Origin of the sequence: Paenibacillus sp. YAF4_2 (genome assembly GCF_052113225.1) — a bacterium.
Classification (GTDB): Bacteria; Bacillota; Bacilli; order Paenibacillales; family Paenibacillaceae; genus Pristimantibacillus.
The window spans coordinates 183,418-202,338 of sequence record NZ_JBFRCT010000006.1; the positions used below are offsets into that span (position 1 = coordinate 183,418).

The following is an 18,921-nucleotide window of genomic DNA, read 5'->3' on the forward strand; positions in this document are numbered from 1 at the left end:
TTAGGGAGAATGGATGGATAGATCAAAAGTTGTATTCCGCATACGGACTGCGAATGGCGAGTGAAATCGATCTGCCGGAACTATGGGACGTAGAGAGCGGAGAGCCTGATGTCTATATTGAATTTGCAGACTTGAGTGACTATGTAAAGGATTGGGAAGCGGACAGACTCGAACGGGCAGGAAATGATGAGGTCGTCTTCAGAGTTCCGGATGTGGCTAACTATCGTGTGGTTGGCAACCATCTTATACAAGTCATGCCTGTCAATGGAGCTGATCCAAGAGAATATCGGATGTATATTCTTGGTGCATGCTGCGCAGTGCTGCTGGTACGAAGAGGAATGGTACCACTACATGCCAGCGGTGTGGTGATAGATGGTAAGGCCTATGCGATTCTTGGTGATTGCGGCGCAGGCAAGTCTACACTTGCTACGGCTTTCAGGCATGCTGGATATAAATTGCTAAGCGACGATATTGTTGGAGTGTGGATGGACGAGAGGACAAATAAGCTGACGGCTTATCCTGGATATCCGCAGCAGAAACTATGGAAACAAAGTTTGGATTATTTCCACATGGATTCTGATCATTACAATCCGATATTGGAGAGCTATGACAAATTTGCTGTCCCCGTGCATGATCAGTTCGTACACCACTCATTGCCGCTTTCAGGTATATTTGAACTCGAGAAGGCAGACATCCCTCGGGTAGCTCTGAATCCTTTAACTCCGCTTGAGCGGGTTCGATTGCTCCGCTACCATTCCTTTTTAGATAAGTTGTTAAAAGAAATGCAAATGGAACAATGGTTGTTTGCTCTGGCAGTAAAGATAGCACTCGCAATTCCCTTCTATCAATTAAAGCGTCCGCTTAACGGATTTACCGCACCGGATTTGGTTAACCAAATTATTAATACCGTCAGAGAAGGAGAGGTCGTTTCTTTATGAATAATCTCGATGTTATGGTAAGCGGCACCATCATGCGTGCCGAGGGTTTGCTTGTCAGCGACATGGGCGGGGAAAAAGTGATGATGAGTATCCAAAGCGGTAAATATTATAACCTGGGTCAATCGGGTGGAGTAATCTGGGAGCATCTTGCAGTCCCTACTACAGTCACAGAAATTGTGAATAAGATTTGCGAAGAATATGACATTGATAGAGAAGCGTGCGTGGGTCAGGTGTCAGTCTTCTTGCAGCAACTGGCAGAGCAAGGACTAATCGTAAGCACTGAGGTGTAGACGTTGATGGGTAAGCTTCGGAAATTTATAGCTTCCGATATTAAGCTGTTGCTGGCAGAGGCTTTTATATACCTTGGATGGGCAAGAATTCTAAAAGCCCTGCCGTTCGCAAAGGTGGCTCCCGGTCTAGGTGTTTCCTTGAAAGAAACATCATATCAGACGTCATTTCAAGATGATGAGCTTATACATAAGATTGCAAGTGCAATCCGGATTATGAGCCGCCATACCTTATGGGAAAGCAAATGTTTGGTAATGGCAATCGCCTGTATGAAAATGCTGGAAAGAAGACAGATCGAGAGCACGTTATATCTGGGGACAATGAAAAATGAACAAGGTAAGATGAATGCACATGCATGGCTTCGCACAGGTCCTCATTATTTAACCGGTGCCGAAATCATGGAACGCTACACGGTTGTTGGTATCTTTGGAAAATCGCTTTAAGAAGGGTCAAGATAAAACAAGGGGAGAGCTGGAGATGAACCGCCCTACTGCGCTGGATATAAGTACATTCTCAAACGAAATGAAATTTATGTTGAAGCTTCTGCGCACTGATCTTCCATTGGAAGCGGATGAGATAATCCGGCATTCCCGTGATATAGATTGGAATTCTTTCCTGCGTTTTGCTGTATATCATGAGACATTTCCTGTTTTGTATCCTTTGCTGGTGGAGCTTAATGAGGAACAGTCATGGACACCGGAATTCATAATGAACAGGCTCAAGACGCTGTATGTTAGAAATACAATGGAAATGCTTCATTTGCGGGGCGAACTGGAGCGGGTGAATAAGCTGCTTGCTGATAAGGGGGTTCGTTCGCTGATTCTTAAAGGACCGGTGCTGGCCGATATGCTGTACGGAGATATATCGGGACGAACTTCAGGTGATCTGGATATTCTGGTGTCGAAGAAGGACTGGGATAATTCCGTACTTGTTTTACTTGAAGCAGGCTACGTTCGAGGCGAGCAATATGAGGTTGATGGTGAGGTATTCAAGAATACAGAACGGAAGACCCACCATATCTCCTATGTTCATCCCACGAAAAATGTTGAGATTGAGCTGCATTGGAGCCTTAACCCGGATACAGTTATTGAACCGTCCTTTGATGATCTGTGGAGCAGAAGGCAGAAAAGCACTCTGAGCAAGCTCATTTATACACTTGGCAACGAAGATATGTTTGTTTATCTGATCCTGCATGGCACCAGGCATGCCTGGACTAGTCTGCGGTGGCTTTTGGATATCGACCGCATGCTGAGCAGATTTCTGAATTGGAACCGAGTACGCCAGCTTTTTGAAGAAAGCAAAAGCACGGTTCTGGGAGGAAAAGCAATTATATTGGCAAGCAATCTGTTAGGCAGTCTGCTTCCTGAAGAGGCATACGCCATGACCCAAAATCAAAAAGCCCACCGTCTTGCACAAACCGTGACTTTGTTCATTCGTGAAGAGGTTATCTTGTATCCCAAGCCTGCGAAGAAAGAAATTGCGGTAGCTTACAACCGGTATCTCCTCTCTACAATGACCCCCAAGCAAAAGCTGTTGTATGTGACAAACAAGCTGTATCCGAGTACCAAGGATATGATGGTATTACCGCTGCCAAAATCCTTGCATTTTCTCTATTTCCCTCTCCGTCCTTTCTTATGGTTCTGGCGGCAAGTGAAACGGCAAACCATATAAGGGAGGCTGCTCATCTTGAAGGACATTCTCCTGCTGCTTCGAAAATTATATGCCTCTTCCGGCAATCGACTCTATCTGCATTTTCTCATGATGCTATTCGTTAGTGCCTTGGAAGGGGTTGGGATTTTTTTGATTATTCCGCTCCTTAGTATAATTGGCGTATTTGATATGGATATGGGAGTAATTCCGTTTATCAATTCTGCCATGGATAAGTTGAGGCAGTGGAATTTCCCTATGAATTTACCTGTTGTCTTGTTAGTATACGTTGTTCTTGTTGGCGGCCAGGCCTTTCTGCAACGTAAGCAATTCTTATTGGCAACCGAGATTGAACAGCGTTACATCAGGCAGCTAAGAGTAGAGACTCATGAGTCGCTGCTTAATGCCAAATGGGAGTTTTTTTTGAACCGAAGAAATTCAGACTATAATCAGGTTCTCTCTACAGAATTGAATCGGGTAAGCAACGGTATTAATCTGCTGCTGACGTTAATTTCAGCGGCTGCCTTTACCCTTATCCAAATCGGATTTGCTCTATGGCTTTCTACAGAACTCACTTCCATCATTATTATTAGCGGACTGCTGCTTTCTCTGGTCTCACGTAAATTTGTTAGAAAATCAGCTAAGCTTGGCAAAGAAACCTCACACCTGTTTAAAAACTATTTTGCCGATTTGAGTGATCATTTCAACGGGATCAAGGACATTAAGAGTAATTTGCTGGAACGATCGCATATCAGGAAATTTATTGATCTTTGCAGCAAAATTGAAAGTAATTATACGAAAGCATTCCGGGTATATGCCAATTCCCAGTTTCTATACCGCGCCTCTTCTGTCGTTTTAATCGCGGTATTTGCTTATGTTTCGATTACTTTACTGCGTGTGGCTGCGGAGCAGCTAATTTTAATTGTTTTAATTTTTACACGACTATGGCCGCATTTTATTACGATACAATCTAGTCTTGAACGAATTATTTCCCAACTGCCTGCCATGAAGGTACTTATGGATTTGCAGAGGGAGAGCCGGCTTGCGCGCGAATCACTTTTGCTGCAGGACATTAAGCCGGATACTTCCTTTTCGGTAAAAAATCATATTTCATGTAGTCATGTGTCATATCAGTATGATAAAGACAGCTCCCAGCTCGCCTTAAAGGATATCCAAATTACGATTCCAGCGAATCATATGACAGCTATTGTCGGCAAGTCTGGTGCTGGGAAAAGTACGCTTGTTGAACTGCTGATGGGACTTATTCAACCGGATGAGGGAACGGTACTCATTGACGGGAAGATTCTGGATGAGGAGCAATGGTTCCATTACCGGAATAAAATCGGCTATGTTTCACAGGATCCTTTTTTATTTCATGGCAGTCTGCGTGAAAACTTGCAATTGGTCGTACAGGATGCGACAGAGGCCCAAATGTGGGAGGCGCTCCGATTTTCTGCTTCGGATGAGTTTGTTCGTAAGCTTCCGCAAGGGCTTGATACAGTCATTGGCGACCGTGGGGTAAGGCTGTCAGGCGGAGAAAAGCAGCGGATTGTACTGGCCAGAGCCATATTGAGGAAGCCGTCTATTCTTATTCTGGATGAAGCTACAAGTGCTCTGGACAGCGAGAATGAGGTGCTTATTAAAGAGGCGATAGAAAGGCTGCACGGTTCGATGACTATTATTATCATCGCCCATCGTCTATCTACGATCCGTCATGCTGATCAGGTTATTGTACTGGAAAATGGAGAGGTTGTTCAGCAGGGCGGTTATATTCAGCTCTCGATGGAGACGCGTGGAACCTTTAAGAAGCTGCTTAATTATCAAGCTGAAGCAAAGGAACTGATTCAATAACGTATAATCATTATTAATAATCAAAGCTGCTCATTGCTAGTATATACTGGTGATGAGCAGCTTTTTTAGTAAATAACAAATGAACCCGTTATCTCTTAAAGAGATGACGGGTTCATTTGTCTATTTCAATGCAAAATTACCATTTTTTGCTTCCAGGTTTATGGTTGAAGGATTCAGCTTCAACATCTGTGAAAGTCATTTTCACATCGAGTACTTCCAATGCAGGAGCTTCCCATACTTTTTTCATACTTTCACCTCCCCCTTTTGGTTCATGTACCTCGATATGTATGAGATACGTTACGTTTCTAATTATAGCATAAGTTGATACGAATTGTATCTTTTTTCTTAAAAAGTTTTTTTGTTTTTTAATAGATGATGGTTGACGGGCATTTGGATGGAATGGTAAGATTTGTACATTACAAATTGAATCGGCAATTTTACGGAAGCACCGTAGAAGATCGCAGGTAACTGCGTCTTTTACGGTGCTTTTTTGTGTTTTGTCGGAAGAAGAAAGGCAGGAGCAGGCAGGTGAGGCAGCAATTAGCGATAGCAGTTAAAGAGCAGGATTATGTGAAGAGACTAGCTGATTATGTTCGGGATAGTCCGTTCAGTGAGCAATGGCAGCTAACGGCTTTCACACATATAGATGCCTTTGTTCAATTTTTAAAATCGGGATTCCCGATTCATGGGATAGCTGCACAGCCCTGGATGTTGGAAGCTGCTGCTGATGTATTGCCGGAAGGTGTACCGGTTGCAGCACTGGTAACGGCACGAGGTCAGTGTCCTGATTATCATGAGCTGCTGCAATTTCAAGCGCTGCCCGGGCTGCTGCAGGGAATAGCTGCTTTTATGGCCGTTGCCCCTCAGCTTACTGTAAGAGAACAAGAGGTAAATATTATTACTGTCTATTCAGCCTCCGGTGGCGTAGGGAAGACGACATTAGCCAGGCAGCTTGTTCAAACGGCGGCAAGTAATGGTCATCGTGTTTTCTATTTGAATCTGGAGCGTTGGAGTGCTGCCGGTGCTTGGCTTGAAGAAGCTGGAATAACAGCAGGTGAGGAAGGATTGTCCCAACTGCTCTATACGCTGCAATCTCATCCGGATAAAGTTGGAGAGTGGCTGACTAGACATAGTAAGCGGCATGCTTCGTTCAAAGGTGATTATCTCCTGCCTTGTACGAATCCAGAGGATCGTAGGACGCTTCAAGCTGAGGATGCTGCTGCGATCATTCAGGGGCTAGTCTCCACAGGCCAATATGATCAAATCGTCATTGACCTGGAGGATGGACAGGATGAGCTGCATCTGGCTGTATTGGAGCTTAGTCATCAGATCGTATGGCTCGTTACAGAGGATTTGGCAGTTCAGCGCAAAAGCCAGCTGGTGTATCAGTATGCTATGCAGCGGTGGGGAGAGCGATTTCGTACGATTGAGCGGCGTATTCTTCCAGTTATTAATCGAAGTGACGGTCAGTCTCACGCGTTACATTTATTCAAGCCTGCAGCTGCAGCATTACCGGACATACGGCTAGGTTCCTCGACCTCTGTCTTGGCTTCGCCTCTATATAAAGCTGCTGTTGAACGGTTGTTCAAGGAGTTTGTGAGGGAGGAAGGAGGTGCGTTGATTGCTAACCGATGAATCTGTGCTGGAACTCAAGAATCGGATCAAAGAAAGGCTGGATTACAGCGGGGCAGTATCTGATGAGCAGTTAACCACAATTGTAGAACAGACGGTATTCGCCTGGAGCAGCGGCCATCGGCTTACTGCATCTGAATTGGCGTCACTCGTACGAAGGCTGTTTCATTCTTTTCGTGGACTCGACATTTTACAGCCTCTTATGGATGATCCCACTGTCACGGAGGTCATGATCAACCATCATTCAGAGATCTTTATTGAACGAAGCGGCAAGCTCAGTCTATTGCCCGTAGCCTTCGAAAGCAGAGAGCGCCTTGAAGATTTGATCCAATCGATTGTAGCGAGTGTGAATCGGGTTGTTAATGAATCCTCTCCTATCGTAGATGCGCGGCTAAAGGATGGATCTCGTGTTCATATCGTACTTCCGCCAATCGCGCTCCGGGGGCCGGCCATGACCATCCGCAAATTCCCAGAGCGGCCGTTATCCATGAACGAGCTTGTACAGAGAGGGGCGTTAACGCAGGAGGCTGCTTCTTTCCTGCAACTGCTAACAAAAGCGCAATATAACATTTTTATTAGTGGAGGAACCGGAACGGGGAAAACAACCTTTCTTAATGCCCTCTCCCAGTACATTCCAAGCGATGAGCGACTGGTTACGATTGAAGATTCTGCGGAACTGCAAATTCGAAGTGTTCCTAACCTTGTATCGCTGGAGACACGCAATGCGAATACCGAAGGCAAAGGAGAGATCCCCATTCGCGACTTGATTCGAGCCTCGCTGCGGATGAGGCCAAATCGGATAATCGTCGGGGAGGTGCGCGGCGGTGAAGCACTCGATATGCTGGCAGCTATGAATACAGGGCATGCGGGAAGTATGTCCACTGGGCATAGCAACGGCCCGAGGGATATGATGTCACGTCTCGAGACGATGGTAATGAGCTCAGCGGATATGCCGGTGCAAGCTATACGAAAACAGATCGCTTCCGCTCTTGACATTGTCATTCATCTCTCTAGATTCAGAGACCGTTCTCGCCGCGTCACGGAAATTTGTGAGGTCGTTGGGCTTGAAGAAGGGGAGATTGCTACCCGGCCTCTTTTCCAATTTGAAGAAGCAGGTGAGAAAGACGGGAAGGTCATCGGATCGCTTAAGCGGACAGCAAATAAGCTTCAGCATACAGAGAAGCTTACAATGGCCGGAATATCTATGGAGCATGGTTGGGAGGAAGCCGTATGCCTGTAGCCAGGACAGCGGGCAAACCCTCTCCTTCCGATCGTTTGCGATTATGGCTGGAATGGTGTGGATGGGAGAGCTCATCTTGGGGGAAATCACCACAAAGTAAGCCGGTAAAGCTTAAGAGCTATGATCAGTACCATTTATCGGTTGGGCAGTTTATTGGTTCAGCTGCTATAGGATATGCAGCTGTTTTTACAGCAATTTATCTTATCTATCACTCATTTGTTATATCCAGTTTGCTTGCGTTTAGCGGCATTATTGCACCAAGACTGTACAGGTCATCCCTTCTGATCCGCAGGAAGGAGCGGCTGCAGCTGCAATTTAAAGAGGCGCTTTATTCTCTTGCTTCGTCGCTGGCAGCAGGCAGGTCGGTTGAAAATGCGTTTCTTGCAACGATAGATGATCTAAAGCTGCTGTATCCAGATCCTCATACGGAGCTGATTGTAGAGTTTCAAATCATCAAGCATCGACTGGATAATGCCGAACCATTGGAGCAGGCGCTGCGCAGCCTGGCAATACGGGCCAATTTGGACGATATAACCCAATTTGCAGATGTATTTGCAGTATGCAAACGATCGGGCGGCGATCTGGTCGAAGTGATGAAGCGTACTTCGCAGGCAATAGGCGAGAAGCTGGAAGTCAAACAAGATATTGCTGTTTTGCTTGCGCAAAAGCGGTTTGAAGCCCGCATTATGATGGCTGTTCCCTTTGCTTTTCTAGGTTTTCTTAATGCATTTGCTCCTGACTATATGAAGCCATTGTATGGAGGAGCTGGATATGTACTGCTTACAATCGGCCTTGTGGTTCTAGTATTTTGCTTTTGGCTGATCCATAGGATTATGCAAATTCGGGTTTAGGGGGCGGGAGATGGCTTTTATTGTACTGCTGCTGGCTGTACTATGGCTTCTGCTTATCGGGAAGACAGCGCTGTCCAGTCTGTTGAAGAGAAATAAGCCGGCGTGGAAGGAGCTTCTGATCATCATCCCTTTTGCCCGATTGCTGGAACGGAGCAAGTTTTATGAGCACCTCCAGCTCCCGATTAGCAGCTATCATTCGAAGCAGGTTTTGCTCAAAGGGACAGACTGGCAGTTGACACAAACGAAGCAGCAGATAGCGGAGACGGTTGGCTTTGGATATGTGGTCTTAATGGGATGCTCTTTGCTTGCTTTACTGGCTAAGGAACCACTTCTCTTAGGAATGGGAATACTGCTTGGTTTGCTTCTGCCGCTCCGCCCCTTTATGGAGGCAGGTCGAATCGTTGAACGTAGAAAACAAGCCATCGTTACTGAACTGCCGGAGACATTAAGCAAGCTGATGCTGCTTGTTGGTGCAGGAGAGCCGGTGCTGCAGGCTTTCGTCCGCTGCCTCGAAGGCAAGGAGACAACGACTCATCCACTATATAAGGAATGGAGTAAAGTCGCAGTTGCTTTACGCAACGGTGAATCCTTCAGCACTGCGATTGAACGTTTTAACCGGGGTTGTGCTGTGCAAGAGGTATCTATTTTTACAACAGTTCTATTGCTTAATTACCGCAGAGGCGGCGATCAATTTGTACTTGCCTTGCGGGAGATCTCCTACACCTTATGGGAGAAACGCAAAGCCGTTGCCCGTTCCCGAGGGGAAGAGGCTTCATCGAAACTCGTATTTCCGCTTGTTGGTATATTGCTGGTATTAATGGTTTTTGTTGCGGCACCAGCCATGCTGCTAATGTCGTAATCCAATTCTTAAATGATTAGAGGGGATGTCTATTATGTTGAAAAAAATAGGGAAAGCAGCTCGTTCATTCTGGCGCTCAGAAAGTGGTCTAGGCACACTTGAAGTGATACTGATTATTGCGGTAGTTATTATTATTGCACTGCTTTTTAAAGACTGGATTATCGAGCTAATTGAGAAATTAATGGGCAAAGCCGATGATGAAGCGGATAAAATTTTCTCGTAATCGCGTACGCAGATGGCTCCGCTGGCTTCAGAATTCGGAAGGAAGCTTTACGCTGGAGTCAACCTTGGTATTTCCGATCATCTTTTTTCTTATCTTGTTATTCCTACTCTTCAGTATGTATATCTATCAAAAGGTTGTTCTCTACTATTCGGCTTCGGAGACGGCAGAACGAGCATCATTCAGCTGGGATAATAGCCACCGGAATGCCCGTAATGGCATGCTTGTCACCCATGAATATGACAGCTTGTATTGGCGTATTGGCGAGGATTATATGCTGGGTTCACTCTTTGGTATGAGTACTGGTGAGACCGATCTTTCTTTGGAATTGCCTCTGATGCAGGATGTGAGTTCGCTAAAGCTGTCTGGAGCCAAACTGAATAAAGCATCTGCCTGGCTGACAGGTGAAACCGGGCTGCCCTTTCAAGGGGCAGTCAGTTATTCAAACAGCATATGGAATCGTAAAGTAGCTGTTAAGCTGATGCAGCCGATGTCGCTTGTTCCGCTCGAACGTACGCTTGGGTTGTCGGAGCCAAAGACGGTTGCATCGGCAAGTATAGTAGACCCCGTTCAATTTATCAGGGATGTGGATCTGGTCCGGTATTACACAGGCAAATTCAATAATGGAACGTCGAAGCAAAAAGCTGGAAAAGCGCTTCAGGCATACAGCGGTGGCGAGAAAGCGGGAACTTCGTGAACAAAGTTAAAAGTGATGCCTCACAAGGCTCTATAACGATTTTTTCTGCGGTTGTATTATCAGGTCTGCTGTTGTTCTCGGCAGTACTGATTGATTATGCACGGATTGCTGTACTGCATAAATTGACCGAGGATGCTGCACGGTCTGGCGTCCGGTCTGTTCTTTCTGCTTATGATGAGAGGTTATATGAACGTTACGGGTTATTCGGTCGAGGCGGAACTAATGGTGATGAGATATTCGAACAAACGGTGCAGGCCAACTTCGGAAGGGATGCGGATGCGGGCTCTATCCAAGGAGAGGATTCATTCAAGCTCGTACAGGCGGAGCTTCAGTCGGCTCATACAGACCCTGCGGAAGTACTTGGCAAACATGATGTTTTTGTCCATCAAGTGCTGGAAGAGACCAAATATAAAGCGCCAATTGATTTTACCTTGGAGCTGGCAGCAAAGTTTGCACCACTCTCCGGAACGATGAAGGAAGCCACTGTTACCATCGATATGCTTGAAGAACTAAGAAAGCTGTATGACAAACGGGAGGAGAAGCTGTCTACCGTCCTGCAACTGCAGCGGGATGCGGCGGAGACAGTAACTAATGTTGCTGGACTTATTCCAACGAAAGCATTGGCGCTAGCAACAGGTACCCAGCATGCTGCCAGATTGGCTGGAGATTATGCACAGTATGCAAGCTGGGTGCTAACGGATAGACAACTGGCGGAACAAGGGAAGAAAGTCAGGTATTCGGAACAAATCACGGATTATGAACAAAAGGCAAGAGCCTGGATGGACGAAATGGCCCGCGAGTTGGCTTTGGCAAAGAAACAGCATGATAAGCTGCAGGGAGAAGCGGTTCAAGCACTTCAATCAGCCAAACAGTTTAACGAAGAGATGCAGCGGATTAAGCAGGAAGCTGCTAATGCTCCTTCCAATAATGGATATGACCGTGTTACAGGAAAAAAACTCGCAGGTGAGGATGTTGAGGTAATAGGGGCTGATCCGGCAAACGAGATTAAGGAGATTCAGAATACTGCGGATGAGCTTGTATTGTCTGACAGCTGGTTTACCGAGTATAATCAGGAAATTTCGGATCAGGCATCTGTCTTTGCATCCTTGCAGATGGAAGCGGGAGGGTTCATATCTAATTTGGCTGCGGGTATAGCAACCCCAAGTTTGAACAATGAGCAAATAAAAGAAGGCGAAGTAAATCTGCGCATCGCTTATGAACAATACGAGGGGGCTTATTTGCGCAAAGGCTCAAGAATAGATGAGCGCGAGCAGAAGCTGACGGACAAAGAAGTGAAGAAGGAACGGCAGGCTCAAGAGGCAAAAGCCGGTCAATTATGGTCGAAGGCAAGGAATCTACTGCATGGCATGACTTCAGTTCCTCAAACGGAAGAGCATCTTAAGGTTATTCAAGAGATCGAGAAAAGGTACAAAGATAATCTCTTATTCAATCAGAAGGCAGACGATGCGGTAGCAGCAGGTCTTGAGGTAGCCGGGGACGCACATGAGGAAGCAGAGAATGCATCCTCTTTAATCGGCGGATTGTTCGGAGGTATCGCAGATATGCTCGAGCAAACGAGAGACTCGGTGTATATGTCGGAGTATGTGCTCCAGCACTATGCTTCTTTTGCTCCACAAAATCTTCGAGCACTCTTAATGAACGGTGATCAGGCAGAGCTTGCTCATGCTGTCGCGTTTAACAATCAAGAAGCGGAATATGTCATTTACGGGTTTCATAGTACAACAGCTAATTTGGCGGCTGCTTATGGGGAATTGATTGGCGTTCGGATAGCGATAAGAACGATGGAGGGCTTGTCAGCCTGCAAGGCATCCGCACATCCATTGTTAATATTGTCTTGCTCTATTGTTTACGGATTAGAGAAAACGATGGAAGATATGGTTGCTTTTACAGAACGAGGGGCAGCACCATTATCCAAATATATAAATGTGGATGTTGCTTATACCGATTATTTGCGGTTGTTTATGCTGATACATGGCGGATCGGACCGTCCATCTTCGCTTGCTAGGATGATTGCGGTCATTGAGCATAATGACGGAGTGACGTTATCTCAAGTACCCACCGCCATTACAGGTGAGGTACAAGCTTCCGCAAAGCTGTGGTTTTTACCTGGCGTAATGGACATGATTCAGTACTTTGGATCTCTGCAGGGAAAGGTTGTCGACGGAAAGTATGAAACGACGCAAACGATTGGATGGTCTTATTAGGAGATTAAACCGGACTAGAAAGAGGGAAGATGGCAGTATCGTGCTCGAGGCGGCTCTTGTTATGCCTCTATTGCTTATTATCCTGCTCCTGTTTATTGTGTTGATCCGTCTCTGTGCTGTACAGATGGCACTTCAATCAACGGCTTCGCAGACTGTCAGGCAAATTGCGACTCATATACGTCCGGCCGATCTTGCATTCCAGAAAGCTTCCTCGTCGATCCCCAATCTGGGGTCAATCAATTTGCCGCTGCCGGACTGGGGTGGAACGCTTGCGGCTGAGGCTGCGGAGTGGCTGCCAGCTCCTGCTGGTGTATTAGCATCAGCTGTTCTAGAAGGCAACTGGAAGCCGGTAACAGATGCAGCAGCTACTGAGATAGGACGTACGGCCGTTGAACCGCTGCTCCTTCAGTTTGCAGATGAAGCAGTGTTGGAGAAGGAGCGTTTGAAGCTGTCACGGCTATCGCTTCCTGATTTGAAAGAGAAGGAAAAACCGTATTTGACGATTGAAGCAGAATATACCTTCCCATTGTCGTTGCCTTTTATAAATAAAAAAATCGTATTACGGGAGCAGGCTGCCGAGCGTGTCTGGGTAAACGATTCCTTACCAGCAAAAGAGCAAACAGCTTCGGCCGACATTATACCGATTCAGATTGTTTCTATTCAGCCAGTTCCGTTACGCCCCGGCAATAGAGCAACGGTAATCGCATTAACCTCACCTGGTGCTTCTGCTTCACTTGAAGTGAAGTACAAGAGCGGCACAAGTGAAGCGAAGCATCTTGGAAGCGCAACGGCTGATGCCAATGGTTATGTGCAATGGACCTGGCTCGTTTCCGGCAATACAACACCGGGCACCTGGGAGTTAACAGCAACCTCGGCATCGGGCCAAATCGTTTCCATGCATTTTGATGTCGTCAAGAAGGAGGAGGCCGCGTCATGACTATACCTTTTGCAGCAGTTGCGATTCTATTATTAGCAGCCTTTTATACGGATCTGAAATCAATGACTATACCTAATCTCCTTACTGTTTCATTTTTAGCAGGAGGCTTCTTTTTTGCTTTGTTATCGGATGGATGGCATGGCCTGCTCCTTTCTCTTGGTGGTGCGGCTGCAGGGTTTATTCCACTGCTTGTTCTGCATTTGGCAAAAGGAATAGGTGCCGGAGATGTGAAGTTATTTGCTGCTATCGGTGCGTGGATTGGAACAATGGCTGTACTTCAATTAATGATGTATGCCATTTTGTATGCGGGTTTAGTAGGGCTGCTTCTACTTGTATTTAATAGACCATTTGCAAGACGAATGACAGCAGGCCTCTCCATGCTGACGTCCTTGCCATTAGGCAGCCGTTTGGGGGCTTCGTCTTGGTTTACTTGGGCCAAATCCGGCAGGACCTTTCCATTTATGCTGGCGGTAGCGCCTGGTGCAATAACGATGTGGATGTTAACGATCTGATTGAAAGGGGGAGAAGTATGAGACAGCCTTTTATGATTGATTTTTCGATAAATCGTGGACATGAGATGATTATTGACCGGAAAAATGGGATTCGTAGAGAAGAGCTGGATGGGCTTGAGTTACAGATGCTGCAGTCCAGCAAAATTCCTCATCTCTTGCCGATTGAATGGCTGGAGATTGATGGGCGTGTTACGTTCCGATACGGATTGGCTGGCAGGAAAATGCTGCTTCACCGGCTGCAGGTTCAGCCTCTGACTATGGAGCAGTTTTATACCTTATTGCTTGGCATTGTAGAAGCATTTGAAGAATGCAAGCATCATATGCTGCGGCCTGAGGGCTGCCTGCTGGATGACCAATATTTATTTGTAGGCGAGCAATTAAATGATATAGCAGTTGCTTATGTGCCTTTGAAAGAAGGACAGCTTGACGGTGTTCCGAGTGCAGGTGACTTGCTTTCGCTGGTCGTCCGCTGGACGGCTTATATTCAAGAAATTGACGGAGCTGGTTTGCAGCGAGTGCTTCAGCCCCTCAACGGGAGCAAATGGCCGTTAAGCGAGCTTCGGTCTGTTTTACTCGGACTGATTGGGGATGCTTTTATCCAATCGGGGCCTCGTCCAAACCAGCCAATTGTGCCTTCTTTTATCCCGGCGGCCAGGCAGTCTGAATCTATTGATCCTTTACGTCTTCAAACCGAAATGCCTATACCGCAAGTAAAGCTTCATGCTGCTGATAATCAGCCTATTCAGTTGGTAGAAGTAGAAGAGGAGCCTGATTCCGATACAACGAAAAAGAAGCTATGGATTACAGCTGCTGTCGTTGCGATAGCTGTCGCTTGTGTATGGAAATATATTTATATGCCTTCTCATTCAAGAAGCAGCTTATATATTAGTTTGGGTTTGAGTTTTATGGGAATCGCTGCTTTATATATGGTGTGGATGCGGAGGCTGCCAACAGGGTTATTGGCACAAAACGAGGAGTCGGAAGAGTTTATTCCAGAATCACAGCCACTCGGGATGTGGCCGCGTTATGAAGAGGAAGAGCGTCTTATGGACAAGGCTGAGTTTAATATTCCAGCTAAGCCAATTGTTGATTTAGAAGCTGGATCATACGCTTACGTAGGGAACACTGCCGATCTCCGGAGCAAAGAGAATGCAGCTGAAGCAACGGTGCTGCTGATGGAGCGGGAAGGTGAACAGGGATTAGAACCGTCATTATATCGGGAGTGGGCAGGCGGCGGTGCATGGATAAATTGGCAGGAAGTACGGTTTACAATCGGCCGATTAGGCGAACAGGTCAGCTATGAGGAAGAAGCGCATGGGATTTCACGGCTTCATTTGGAACTAGAGAGGGAAGCGGGGACTTTTCGGGCGAAGGATTTGGGATCCCGGAACGGCAGTATGCTGAACGGACAAACAATGATTCCGTATAAGTCATATCCTTTGGCAGTAGGGGATGTTATTCAGCTTGCTGGCAGCAGCGGGCCTAAATATGAGCTGAAGATGAGAGGCTGACTCTCGTCTTCAGCTTTTGTTTGTTAATTCCTTCATAGCACTTTCAATATCGGGATATTTGAACGCAAAGCCATGCTCTAATGCTTTGCGTGGAATGGCACGCTGGCCGTCAAGGAGCAACGAGGACATTTCTCCGAGCACAGCTTTCATTAGAAAAGCAGGTGCGGGAAGCCAATGAGGCCTGCCTATAGCCCGGCCCAGTGCTCGTCCAAAGGTATCATTCGTCACGGGTTCAGGAGCAGAACCGTTAACCGGACCTTGGATCGTATCATTATCGATACAAAATAGAAGCAGCGTGATCATATCCTCCAAATGGATCCAGGACAGCCACTGCGTGCCGCTGCCAAGCTTGCCTCCGGCGAACAAGCGATGAGGCAAGGTCATTAGTGGATAAGCCCCACCTTCCTTATTCAGCACAACTCCTACACGAAGTTTTACAAGTCGCTTCACCGGAATGGTATCGGCCGCCTTTTCCCATTGCTCTACTACGCCCGATAGGAAGTCGGTTACATTGATGGGGCTGGTCTCGTCGAATGTTTTTGTGAGAGAGCTTCCGTACGCAGAAATGCCGGAGGCATTAATAACGGCCTCCGGCTTCTGGTTCAATCTTTCAATTAGCGCTGCGATACGTGCTGCGGCATCTATCCGGGATTGCAGTACTCTCTGTTTGGCTGCTGAAGTCCACCGCTGGTTTATGCTTTCGCCGGCCAGGTTCACAATGGTGTCCATGCCTTCTAATCTTTCAGGCGATGTGGCAAGCTCATTCCATGTCACATAATGAAGCTTGGTATTTGCTTGTGAGGAATCGGTCGTACTAGCTCTCGATACAATCCATACTTCGTCGCCGCGTTCAAGCAATGCTTTCACCAGCCTCCGGCCAACAAAGCCGGTGCCTCCCGTTACTGCAACACGCATCATTCATCCGCCTTCAATTTAGGATTTGGCTTCCACTTTCTTCAGGAAGTATTGCGTTACTTGCTGATCGCCGCTTCCAATGACTTTCTCGGTATATTCGAATTGGACCTTAGTATCGGGAGCGATGCTATTAAGAGTATCAGTCATGTCTTCTGTAAATTGAAGGACCATTGGTCCTTCGGGCAGATCGATCTCAACCGAGGTTGTATCAGCTTGTCCAACAAAGACCCCTTCATTTGTCTTGACGACACTTTCTTCAGGTGCTGCGCTTGTTGCCGGATCCGGCGATGCGGTTTCAGGATCCATTACGCCGCTGTTGTTATTCTCTGTACTGTTATTATTTTCTGCTGCCGGATCAGTACTTGCTTCAGGTGCAGCATTTGCTGGTTGTTCAACCGACGAGCCTTGCTCCGTATTGTTTGTGCTGGCTTTGTCTGAGCCGCATGCAGATGCGGTCATCATAACGGCGAGTAGTACGGCGCTAGCCGCGATTAAGCTGCTCTTCTTTTTTGTTTTCATAGTTGTCATAGGGCACCTCCTAAAAGAATTGTGAAGCAATTCTGCTTCGTAAGCATTAGCTTAAGAATTGTGAAGCAATTCTGCTTCGTAAGCATTAGCTTAAGAATTGTGAAGCAATTCTTGCTTCGTAAGCACTAGCTTAAGAATTGTGAAGCAATTCTACTTCGTAAGCAGTAGCTTAAGAATTGTGAAGCAATTCTTGCTTCGTAAGCACTAGCTTAAGAATTGTGAAGCAATTCTACTTCGTAAGCTAATGCTTATATTAACGAAATAGAACGGTTTAAGGTTCCAATATACTTGTATACACTATTTGTACAAGTATAACAATAGGCTGCTGCTCGCGCAGCAACCTATCGAACTAACTTTATTTATTGAGCAAATGCCGAAACGGGTCGTAATCTATACCTTTACGTTCCAGGAAGGAGACAAGGCTTCGATAATCACGCTTTGGCGTTGCGCGTATGTATCCTTCAATGCAGTGGTTCCGGGTGACCTCGGTTGCGCCATTATCAATGGCTACCTGTCCGATCTTCGCCGCAATGGAATGCTTGGCAATATCGCGGAAAGCGGTTGGAACCGGGGAAACTAACTCGTCCAGAAAATGCTTCGAGTCATCCGTCCACATGCTGCGGCTCCGTTCGACCCAATAATTTTGCCAATCAAGCTTCGACTTGCCGTCTCGCTGCGGCAGCACCTTCAGGAACTTACGGAACATAAAGAAACCGCCGATGGACATTGCGCCGATCATCACTACTGCCCAGAAAACAATGAAAAACATAAACCAATCGGGAGCTGATTTCATACTGTACCTTCACCTCAGGAAGAATTATACCGTATTCCTAGATTTATTTCGACATTCCTTGTAAAATAAGGGTTGATCAACCGAAAGGGGCGTTTTAAAAGATGTTGAAAATCGGTTCCCATGTATCATTTTCGGACAAGGGGCTGCTTACTGCGGCCAAAGAAGCTATGTCCTATGGTTCAAGCTCTTTCATGATTTATACCGGTGCACCGCAGAATACCCGGAGAAAGCCAATTGAATCTTTATATATTGAAGAAGGCAAAGCGATGATGGAGACGGCTGGCATTAATGAGATTGTGGTGCATGCGCCATATATCATTAATCTGGGCTCCTACAAGGACGATACCTTCGAGCTGGCTGTACGTTTCCTCCAGGAGGAAATCCGCCGTACCGATTATATCGGTGTAAGAAATATCGTGCTTCATCCTGGTGCTTATACGGATAAGGACGCGGAATTTGGCATTGCCCGTATAGCCGAAGGTCTTAATGAAGTTTTGGAAGGTACAAAGGATACAAATGTTAACATTGCTCTTGAGACAATGGCTGGCAAAGGAACAGAGATTGGCCGCAGCTTTGAAGAGATTGCGCAGATCATTGATAAAGTGCAAAACAATGAGCGTCTAACGGTATGTATGGACACTTGCCATATGCATGATGCAGGTTATGATCTGGTTGGCGATTTGGACGGTGTACTTCAGAAGTTTGATCAAATTGTTGGACTTGACCGTGTTGCAGTTGTCCATGTTAATGACAGTAAAAACCCATGTGGAGCAGGCAAAGACCGTCACGCTCCTGTAGGTGCAGGTTGGCTTGGACATGAGGCGATCCGTTCGATCGTTCATCATGAGGGGCTTGCAGGCAGACCGTTTATTTTGGAGACACCATGGATTGGTAAAGACGATAAAAAGCAATTCCCGATGTATGAAGCAGAGATTGCATTGCTTCGCGGCGATGCGATGGATCGTTTCGGCGAATCCTTCTTCGACCATGTAGAACGTCTGCATCATTTCTATGGCAAGCAGGAAATCGACCCTCGTACATTTGTCCTGTCGACTTGGGATGTGCTGAAGAACGATGCTAAGGCGAAAAAAGCAGATCCACGCGAGCCGATGGAGCGCTTGTTCGATTTGCTGGCTGACAGTGACGCACTTCCGGGCGATTTGAGTGAAGAGCAAGTCAACCAACGGATTACAGCATGGTTCGCAGGTAAGCAATTGCTTAAGAATGTGTAATTATGCTTTAAGATAACCATTGCAAAAGGAAGGAAGTTTTAACGT

Annotated in this window: 20 protein-coding genes; 16 read left to right on the forward strand and 4 right to left on the reverse strand. The window is 46.5% G+C overall.

Annotation, left to right across the window (positions count from 1 at the left end; translation table 11 throughout):
* Positions 1-29 precede the first annotated feature (29 nt).
* From AB4Y93_RS15995 to AB4Y93_RS16015, 5 genes are read left to right on the forward strand one after another with little or no spacing between them, the layout of a single operon-like run.
* Positions 30-938, forward strand: a complete 909-nt coding sequence (locus tag AB4Y93_RS15995) for an aldolase (RefSeq protein ID WP_441893602.1) — start codon at positions 30-32, stop codon at positions 936-938.
* Positions 935-1,228, forward strand: coding sequence for a lasso peptide biosynthesis PqqD family chaperone (locus AB4Y93_RS16000; RefSeq protein ID WP_441893604.1), 294 nt, complete (start codon positions 935-937; stop codon positions 1,226-1,228). The genes AB4Y93_RS15995 and AB4Y93_RS16000 overlap by 4 nt, the downstream gene beginning before the upstream one ends.
* 6 nt (positions 1,229-1,234) lie before the next feature.
* Positions 1,235-1,669, forward strand: coding sequence for a lasso peptide biosynthesis B2 protein (locus tag AB4Y93_RS16005; protein WP_441893606.1), 435 nt, complete (start codon positions 1,235-1,237; stop codon positions 1,667-1,669).
* Between the two features lie 34 nt (positions 1,670-1,703).
* Positions 1,704-2,897, forward strand: a complete 1,194-nt coding sequence (locus AB4Y93_RS16010) for a nucleotidyltransferase domain-containing protein (RefSeq protein WP_441893608.1) — start codon at positions 1,704-1,706, stop codon at positions 2,895-2,897.
* 15 nt (positions 2,898-2,912) lie between these two features.
* A complete protein-coding gene (locus AB4Y93_RS16015; protein ID WP_441893610.1) occupies positions 2,913-4,724 on the forward strand; it encodes an ABC transporter ATP-binding protein in 1,812 nt (603 codons plus the stop codon).
* Between the two features lie 136 nt (positions 4,725-4,860).
* Here AB4Y93_RS16015 and AB4Y93_RS16020 read toward each other — a convergent pair whose 3' ends face one another.
* Positions 4,861-4,971, reverse strand: a complete 111-nt coding sequence (locus AB4Y93_RS16020; protein ID WP_441893612.1) for a paeninodin family lasso peptide — start codon at positions 4,969-4,971, stop codon at positions 4,861-4,863.
* A gap of 281 nt (positions 4,972-5,252) precedes the next feature.
* On the opposite strand from AB4Y93_RS16020, the gene AB4Y93_RS16025 reads away from it, so the two are divergent.
* From AB4Y93_RS16025 to AB4Y93_RS16070, 10 genes are read left to right on the forward strand one after another with little or no spacing between them, the layout of a single operon-like run.
* Positions 5,253-6,359 (forward strand): hypothetical protein, encoded by a 1,107-nt coding sequence (locus AB4Y93_RS16025; protein ID WP_441893614.1) that lies wholly within the window; start codon positions 5,253-5,255, stop codon positions 6,357-6,359.
* Positions 6,346-7,596 (forward strand): CpaF family protein, encoded by a 1,251-nt coding sequence (locus AB4Y93_RS16030; RefSeq protein WP_441893615.1) that lies wholly within the window; start codon positions 6,346-6,348, stop codon positions 7,594-7,596. The genes AB4Y93_RS16025 and AB4Y93_RS16030 overlap by 14 nt, the downstream gene beginning before the upstream one ends.
* Complete coding sequence (locus AB4Y93_RS16035; RefSeq protein ID WP_441893617.1) at positions 7,587-8,447, forward strand: type II secretion system F family protein; 861 nt, start codon at positions 7,587-7,589, stop codon at positions 8,445-8,447. Before AB4Y93_RS16030 ends, AB4Y93_RS16035 begins: the two co-directional genes overlap by 10 nt.
* 10 nt (positions 8,448-8,457) lie before the next feature.
* Positions 8,458-9,306, forward strand: a complete 849-nt coding sequence (locus AB4Y93_RS16040; RefSeq protein ID WP_441893619.1) for a type II secretion system F family protein — start codon at positions 8,458-8,460, stop codon at positions 9,304-9,306.
* Positions 9,307-9,340: 34 nt separating this feature from the next.
* Positions 9,341-9,529 carry a Flp1 family type IVb pilin gene (locus AB4Y93_RS16045; RefSeq protein WP_167282008.1) on the forward strand — a complete coding sequence of 63 codons (189 nt, stop codon included), beginning with the start codon at positions 9,341-9,343 and terminating at the stop codon, positions 9,527-9,529.
* Complete coding sequence (locus AB4Y93_RS16050) at positions 9,501-10,223, forward strand: TadE/TadG family type IV pilus assembly protein (RefSeq protein WP_441893621.1); 723 nt, start codon at positions 9,501-9,503, stop codon at positions 10,221-10,223. Before AB4Y93_RS16045 ends, AB4Y93_RS16050 begins: the two co-directional genes overlap by 29 nt.
* Positions 10,220-12,448: a hypothetical protein gene (locus AB4Y93_RS16055; protein WP_441893623.1), complete on the forward strand. Its 2,229-nt coding sequence runs from the start codon at positions 10,220-10,222 to the stop codon at positions 12,446-12,448. Before AB4Y93_RS16050 ends, AB4Y93_RS16055 begins: the two co-directional genes overlap by 4 nt.
* Entirely contained in the window at positions 12,414-13,385 is a 972-nt protein-coding gene (locus tag AB4Y93_RS16060; protein WP_441893625.1) for a TadE/TadG family type IV pilus assembly protein, read from the forward strand. Before AB4Y93_RS16055 ends, AB4Y93_RS16060 begins: the two co-directional genes overlap by 35 nt.
* Entirely contained in the window at positions 13,382-13,897 is a 516-nt protein-coding gene (locus tag AB4Y93_RS16065) for an A24 family peptidase (RefSeq protein ID WP_441893627.1), read from the forward strand. The genes AB4Y93_RS16060 and AB4Y93_RS16065 overlap by 4 nt, the downstream gene beginning before the upstream one ends.
* Positions 13,898-13,914: 17 nt before the next feature.
* Positions 13,915-15,408, forward strand: a complete 1,494-nt coding sequence (locus tag AB4Y93_RS16070; RefSeq protein WP_441893629.1) for a DUF6382 domain-containing protein — start codon at positions 13,915-13,917, stop codon at positions 15,406-15,408.
* Positions 15,409-15,417: 9 nt separating this feature from the next.
* On the opposite strand, the gene AB4Y93_RS16075 is transcribed toward AB4Y93_RS16070, so the two are convergent.
* The 3 genes from AB4Y93_RS16075 to AB4Y93_RS16085 all read right to left on the reverse strand — a co-directional run bounded on the left by AB4Y93_RS16075 (position 15,418) and on the right by AB4Y93_RS16085 (position 17,644).
* Entirely contained in the window at positions 15,418-16,323 is a 906-nt protein-coding gene (locus AB4Y93_RS16075; RefSeq protein ID WP_441893939.1) for a TIGR01777 family oxidoreductase, read from the reverse strand.
* 18 nt (positions 16,324-16,341) lie between these two features.
* Entirely contained in the window at positions 16,342-16,851 is a 510-nt protein-coding gene (locus AB4Y93_RS16080; protein WP_441893631.1) for a hypothetical protein, read from the reverse strand.
* A 355-nt stretch (positions 16,852-17,206) separates the two neighbouring features.
* On the reverse strand, positions 17,207-17,644 hold the full coding sequence (locus AB4Y93_RS16085; protein ID WP_167282022.1) for a DUF2621 domain-containing protein: 438 nt from the start codon (positions 17,642-17,644) through the stop codon (positions 17,207-17,209).
* Between the two features lie 101 nt (positions 17,645-17,745).
* Here AB4Y93_RS16085 and AB4Y93_RS16090 point away from each other — a divergent pair, with 101 nt between their 5' ends.
* Positions 17,746-18,876, forward strand: coding sequence for a deoxyribonuclease IV (locus AB4Y93_RS16090; protein WP_441893633.1), 1,131 nt, complete (start codon positions 17,746-17,748; stop codon positions 18,874-18,876).
* Positions 18,877-18,921: the final 45 nt, after the last annotated feature.

What these genes read in the sequence shown, in the direction of transcription:
- AB4Y93_RS16000 (WP_441893604.1), top strand. Translation starts at nt 935, where the DNA reads ATGAATAATCTCGATGTTATGGTAAGCGGCACCATCATGCGTGCCGAG.
- AB4Y93_RS16005 (WP_441893606.1), top strand. Translation starts at nt 1,235, where the DNA reads ATGGGTAAGCTTCGGAAATTTATAGCTTCCGATATTAAGCTGTTGCTG.
- AB4Y93_RS16010 (WP_441893608.1), top strand. Translation starts at nt 1,704, where the DNA reads ATGAACCGCCCTACTGCGCTGGATATAAGTACATTCTCAAACGAAATG.
- AB4Y93_RS16020 (WP_441893612.1), bottom strand. Translation starts at nt 4,971, where the DNA reads ATGAAAAAAGTATGGGAAGCTCCTGCATTGGAAGTACTCGATGTGAAA.
- AB4Y93_RS16035 (WP_441893617.1), top strand. Translation starts at nt 7,587, where the DNA reads ATGCCTGTAGCCAGGACAGCGGGCAAACCCTCTCCTTCCGATCGTTTG.
- AB4Y93_RS16040 (WP_441893619.1), top strand. Translation starts at nt 8,458, where the DNA reads ATGGCTTTTATTGTACTGCTGCTGGCTGTACTATGGCTTCTGCTTATC.
- AB4Y93_RS16045 (WP_167282008.1), top strand. Translation starts at nt 9,341, where the DNA reads ATGTTGAAAAAAATAGGGAAAGCAGCTCGTTCATTCTGGCGCTCAGAA.
- AB4Y93_RS16050 (WP_441893621.1), top strand. Translation starts at nt 9,501, where the DNA reads ATGATGAAGCGGATAAAATTTTCTCGTAATCGCGTACGCAGATGGCTC.
- AB4Y93_RS16060 (WP_441893625.1), top strand. Translation starts at nt 12,414, where the DNA reads ATGAAACGACGCAAACGATTGGATGGTCTTATTAGGAGATTAAACCGG.
- AB4Y93_RS16065 (WP_441893627.1), top strand. Translation starts at nt 13,382, where the DNA reads ATGACTATACCTTTTGCAGCAGTTGCGATTCTATTATTAGCAGCCTTT.
- AB4Y93_RS16070 (WP_441893629.1), top strand. Translation starts at nt 13,915, where the DNA reads ATGAGACAGCCTTTTATGATTGATTTTTCGATAAATCGTGGACATGAG.
- AB4Y93_RS16075 (WP_441893939.1), bottom strand. Translation starts at nt 16,323, where the DNA reads ATGCGTGTTGCAGTAACGGGAGGCACCGGCTTTGTTGGCCGGAGGCTG.
- AB4Y93_RS16080 (WP_441893631.1), bottom strand. Translation starts at nt 16,851, where the DNA reads ATGACAACTATGAAAACAAAAAAGAAGAGCAGCTTAATCGCGGCTAGC.
- AB4Y93_RS16085 (WP_167282022.1), bottom strand. Translation starts at nt 17,644, where the DNA reads ATGAAATCAGCTCCCGATTGGTTTATGTTTTTCATTGTTTTCTGGGCA.
- AB4Y93_RS16090 (WP_441893633.1), top strand. Translation starts at nt 17,746, where the DNA reads ATGTTGAAAATCGGTTCCCATGTATCATTTTCGGACAAGGGGCTGCTT.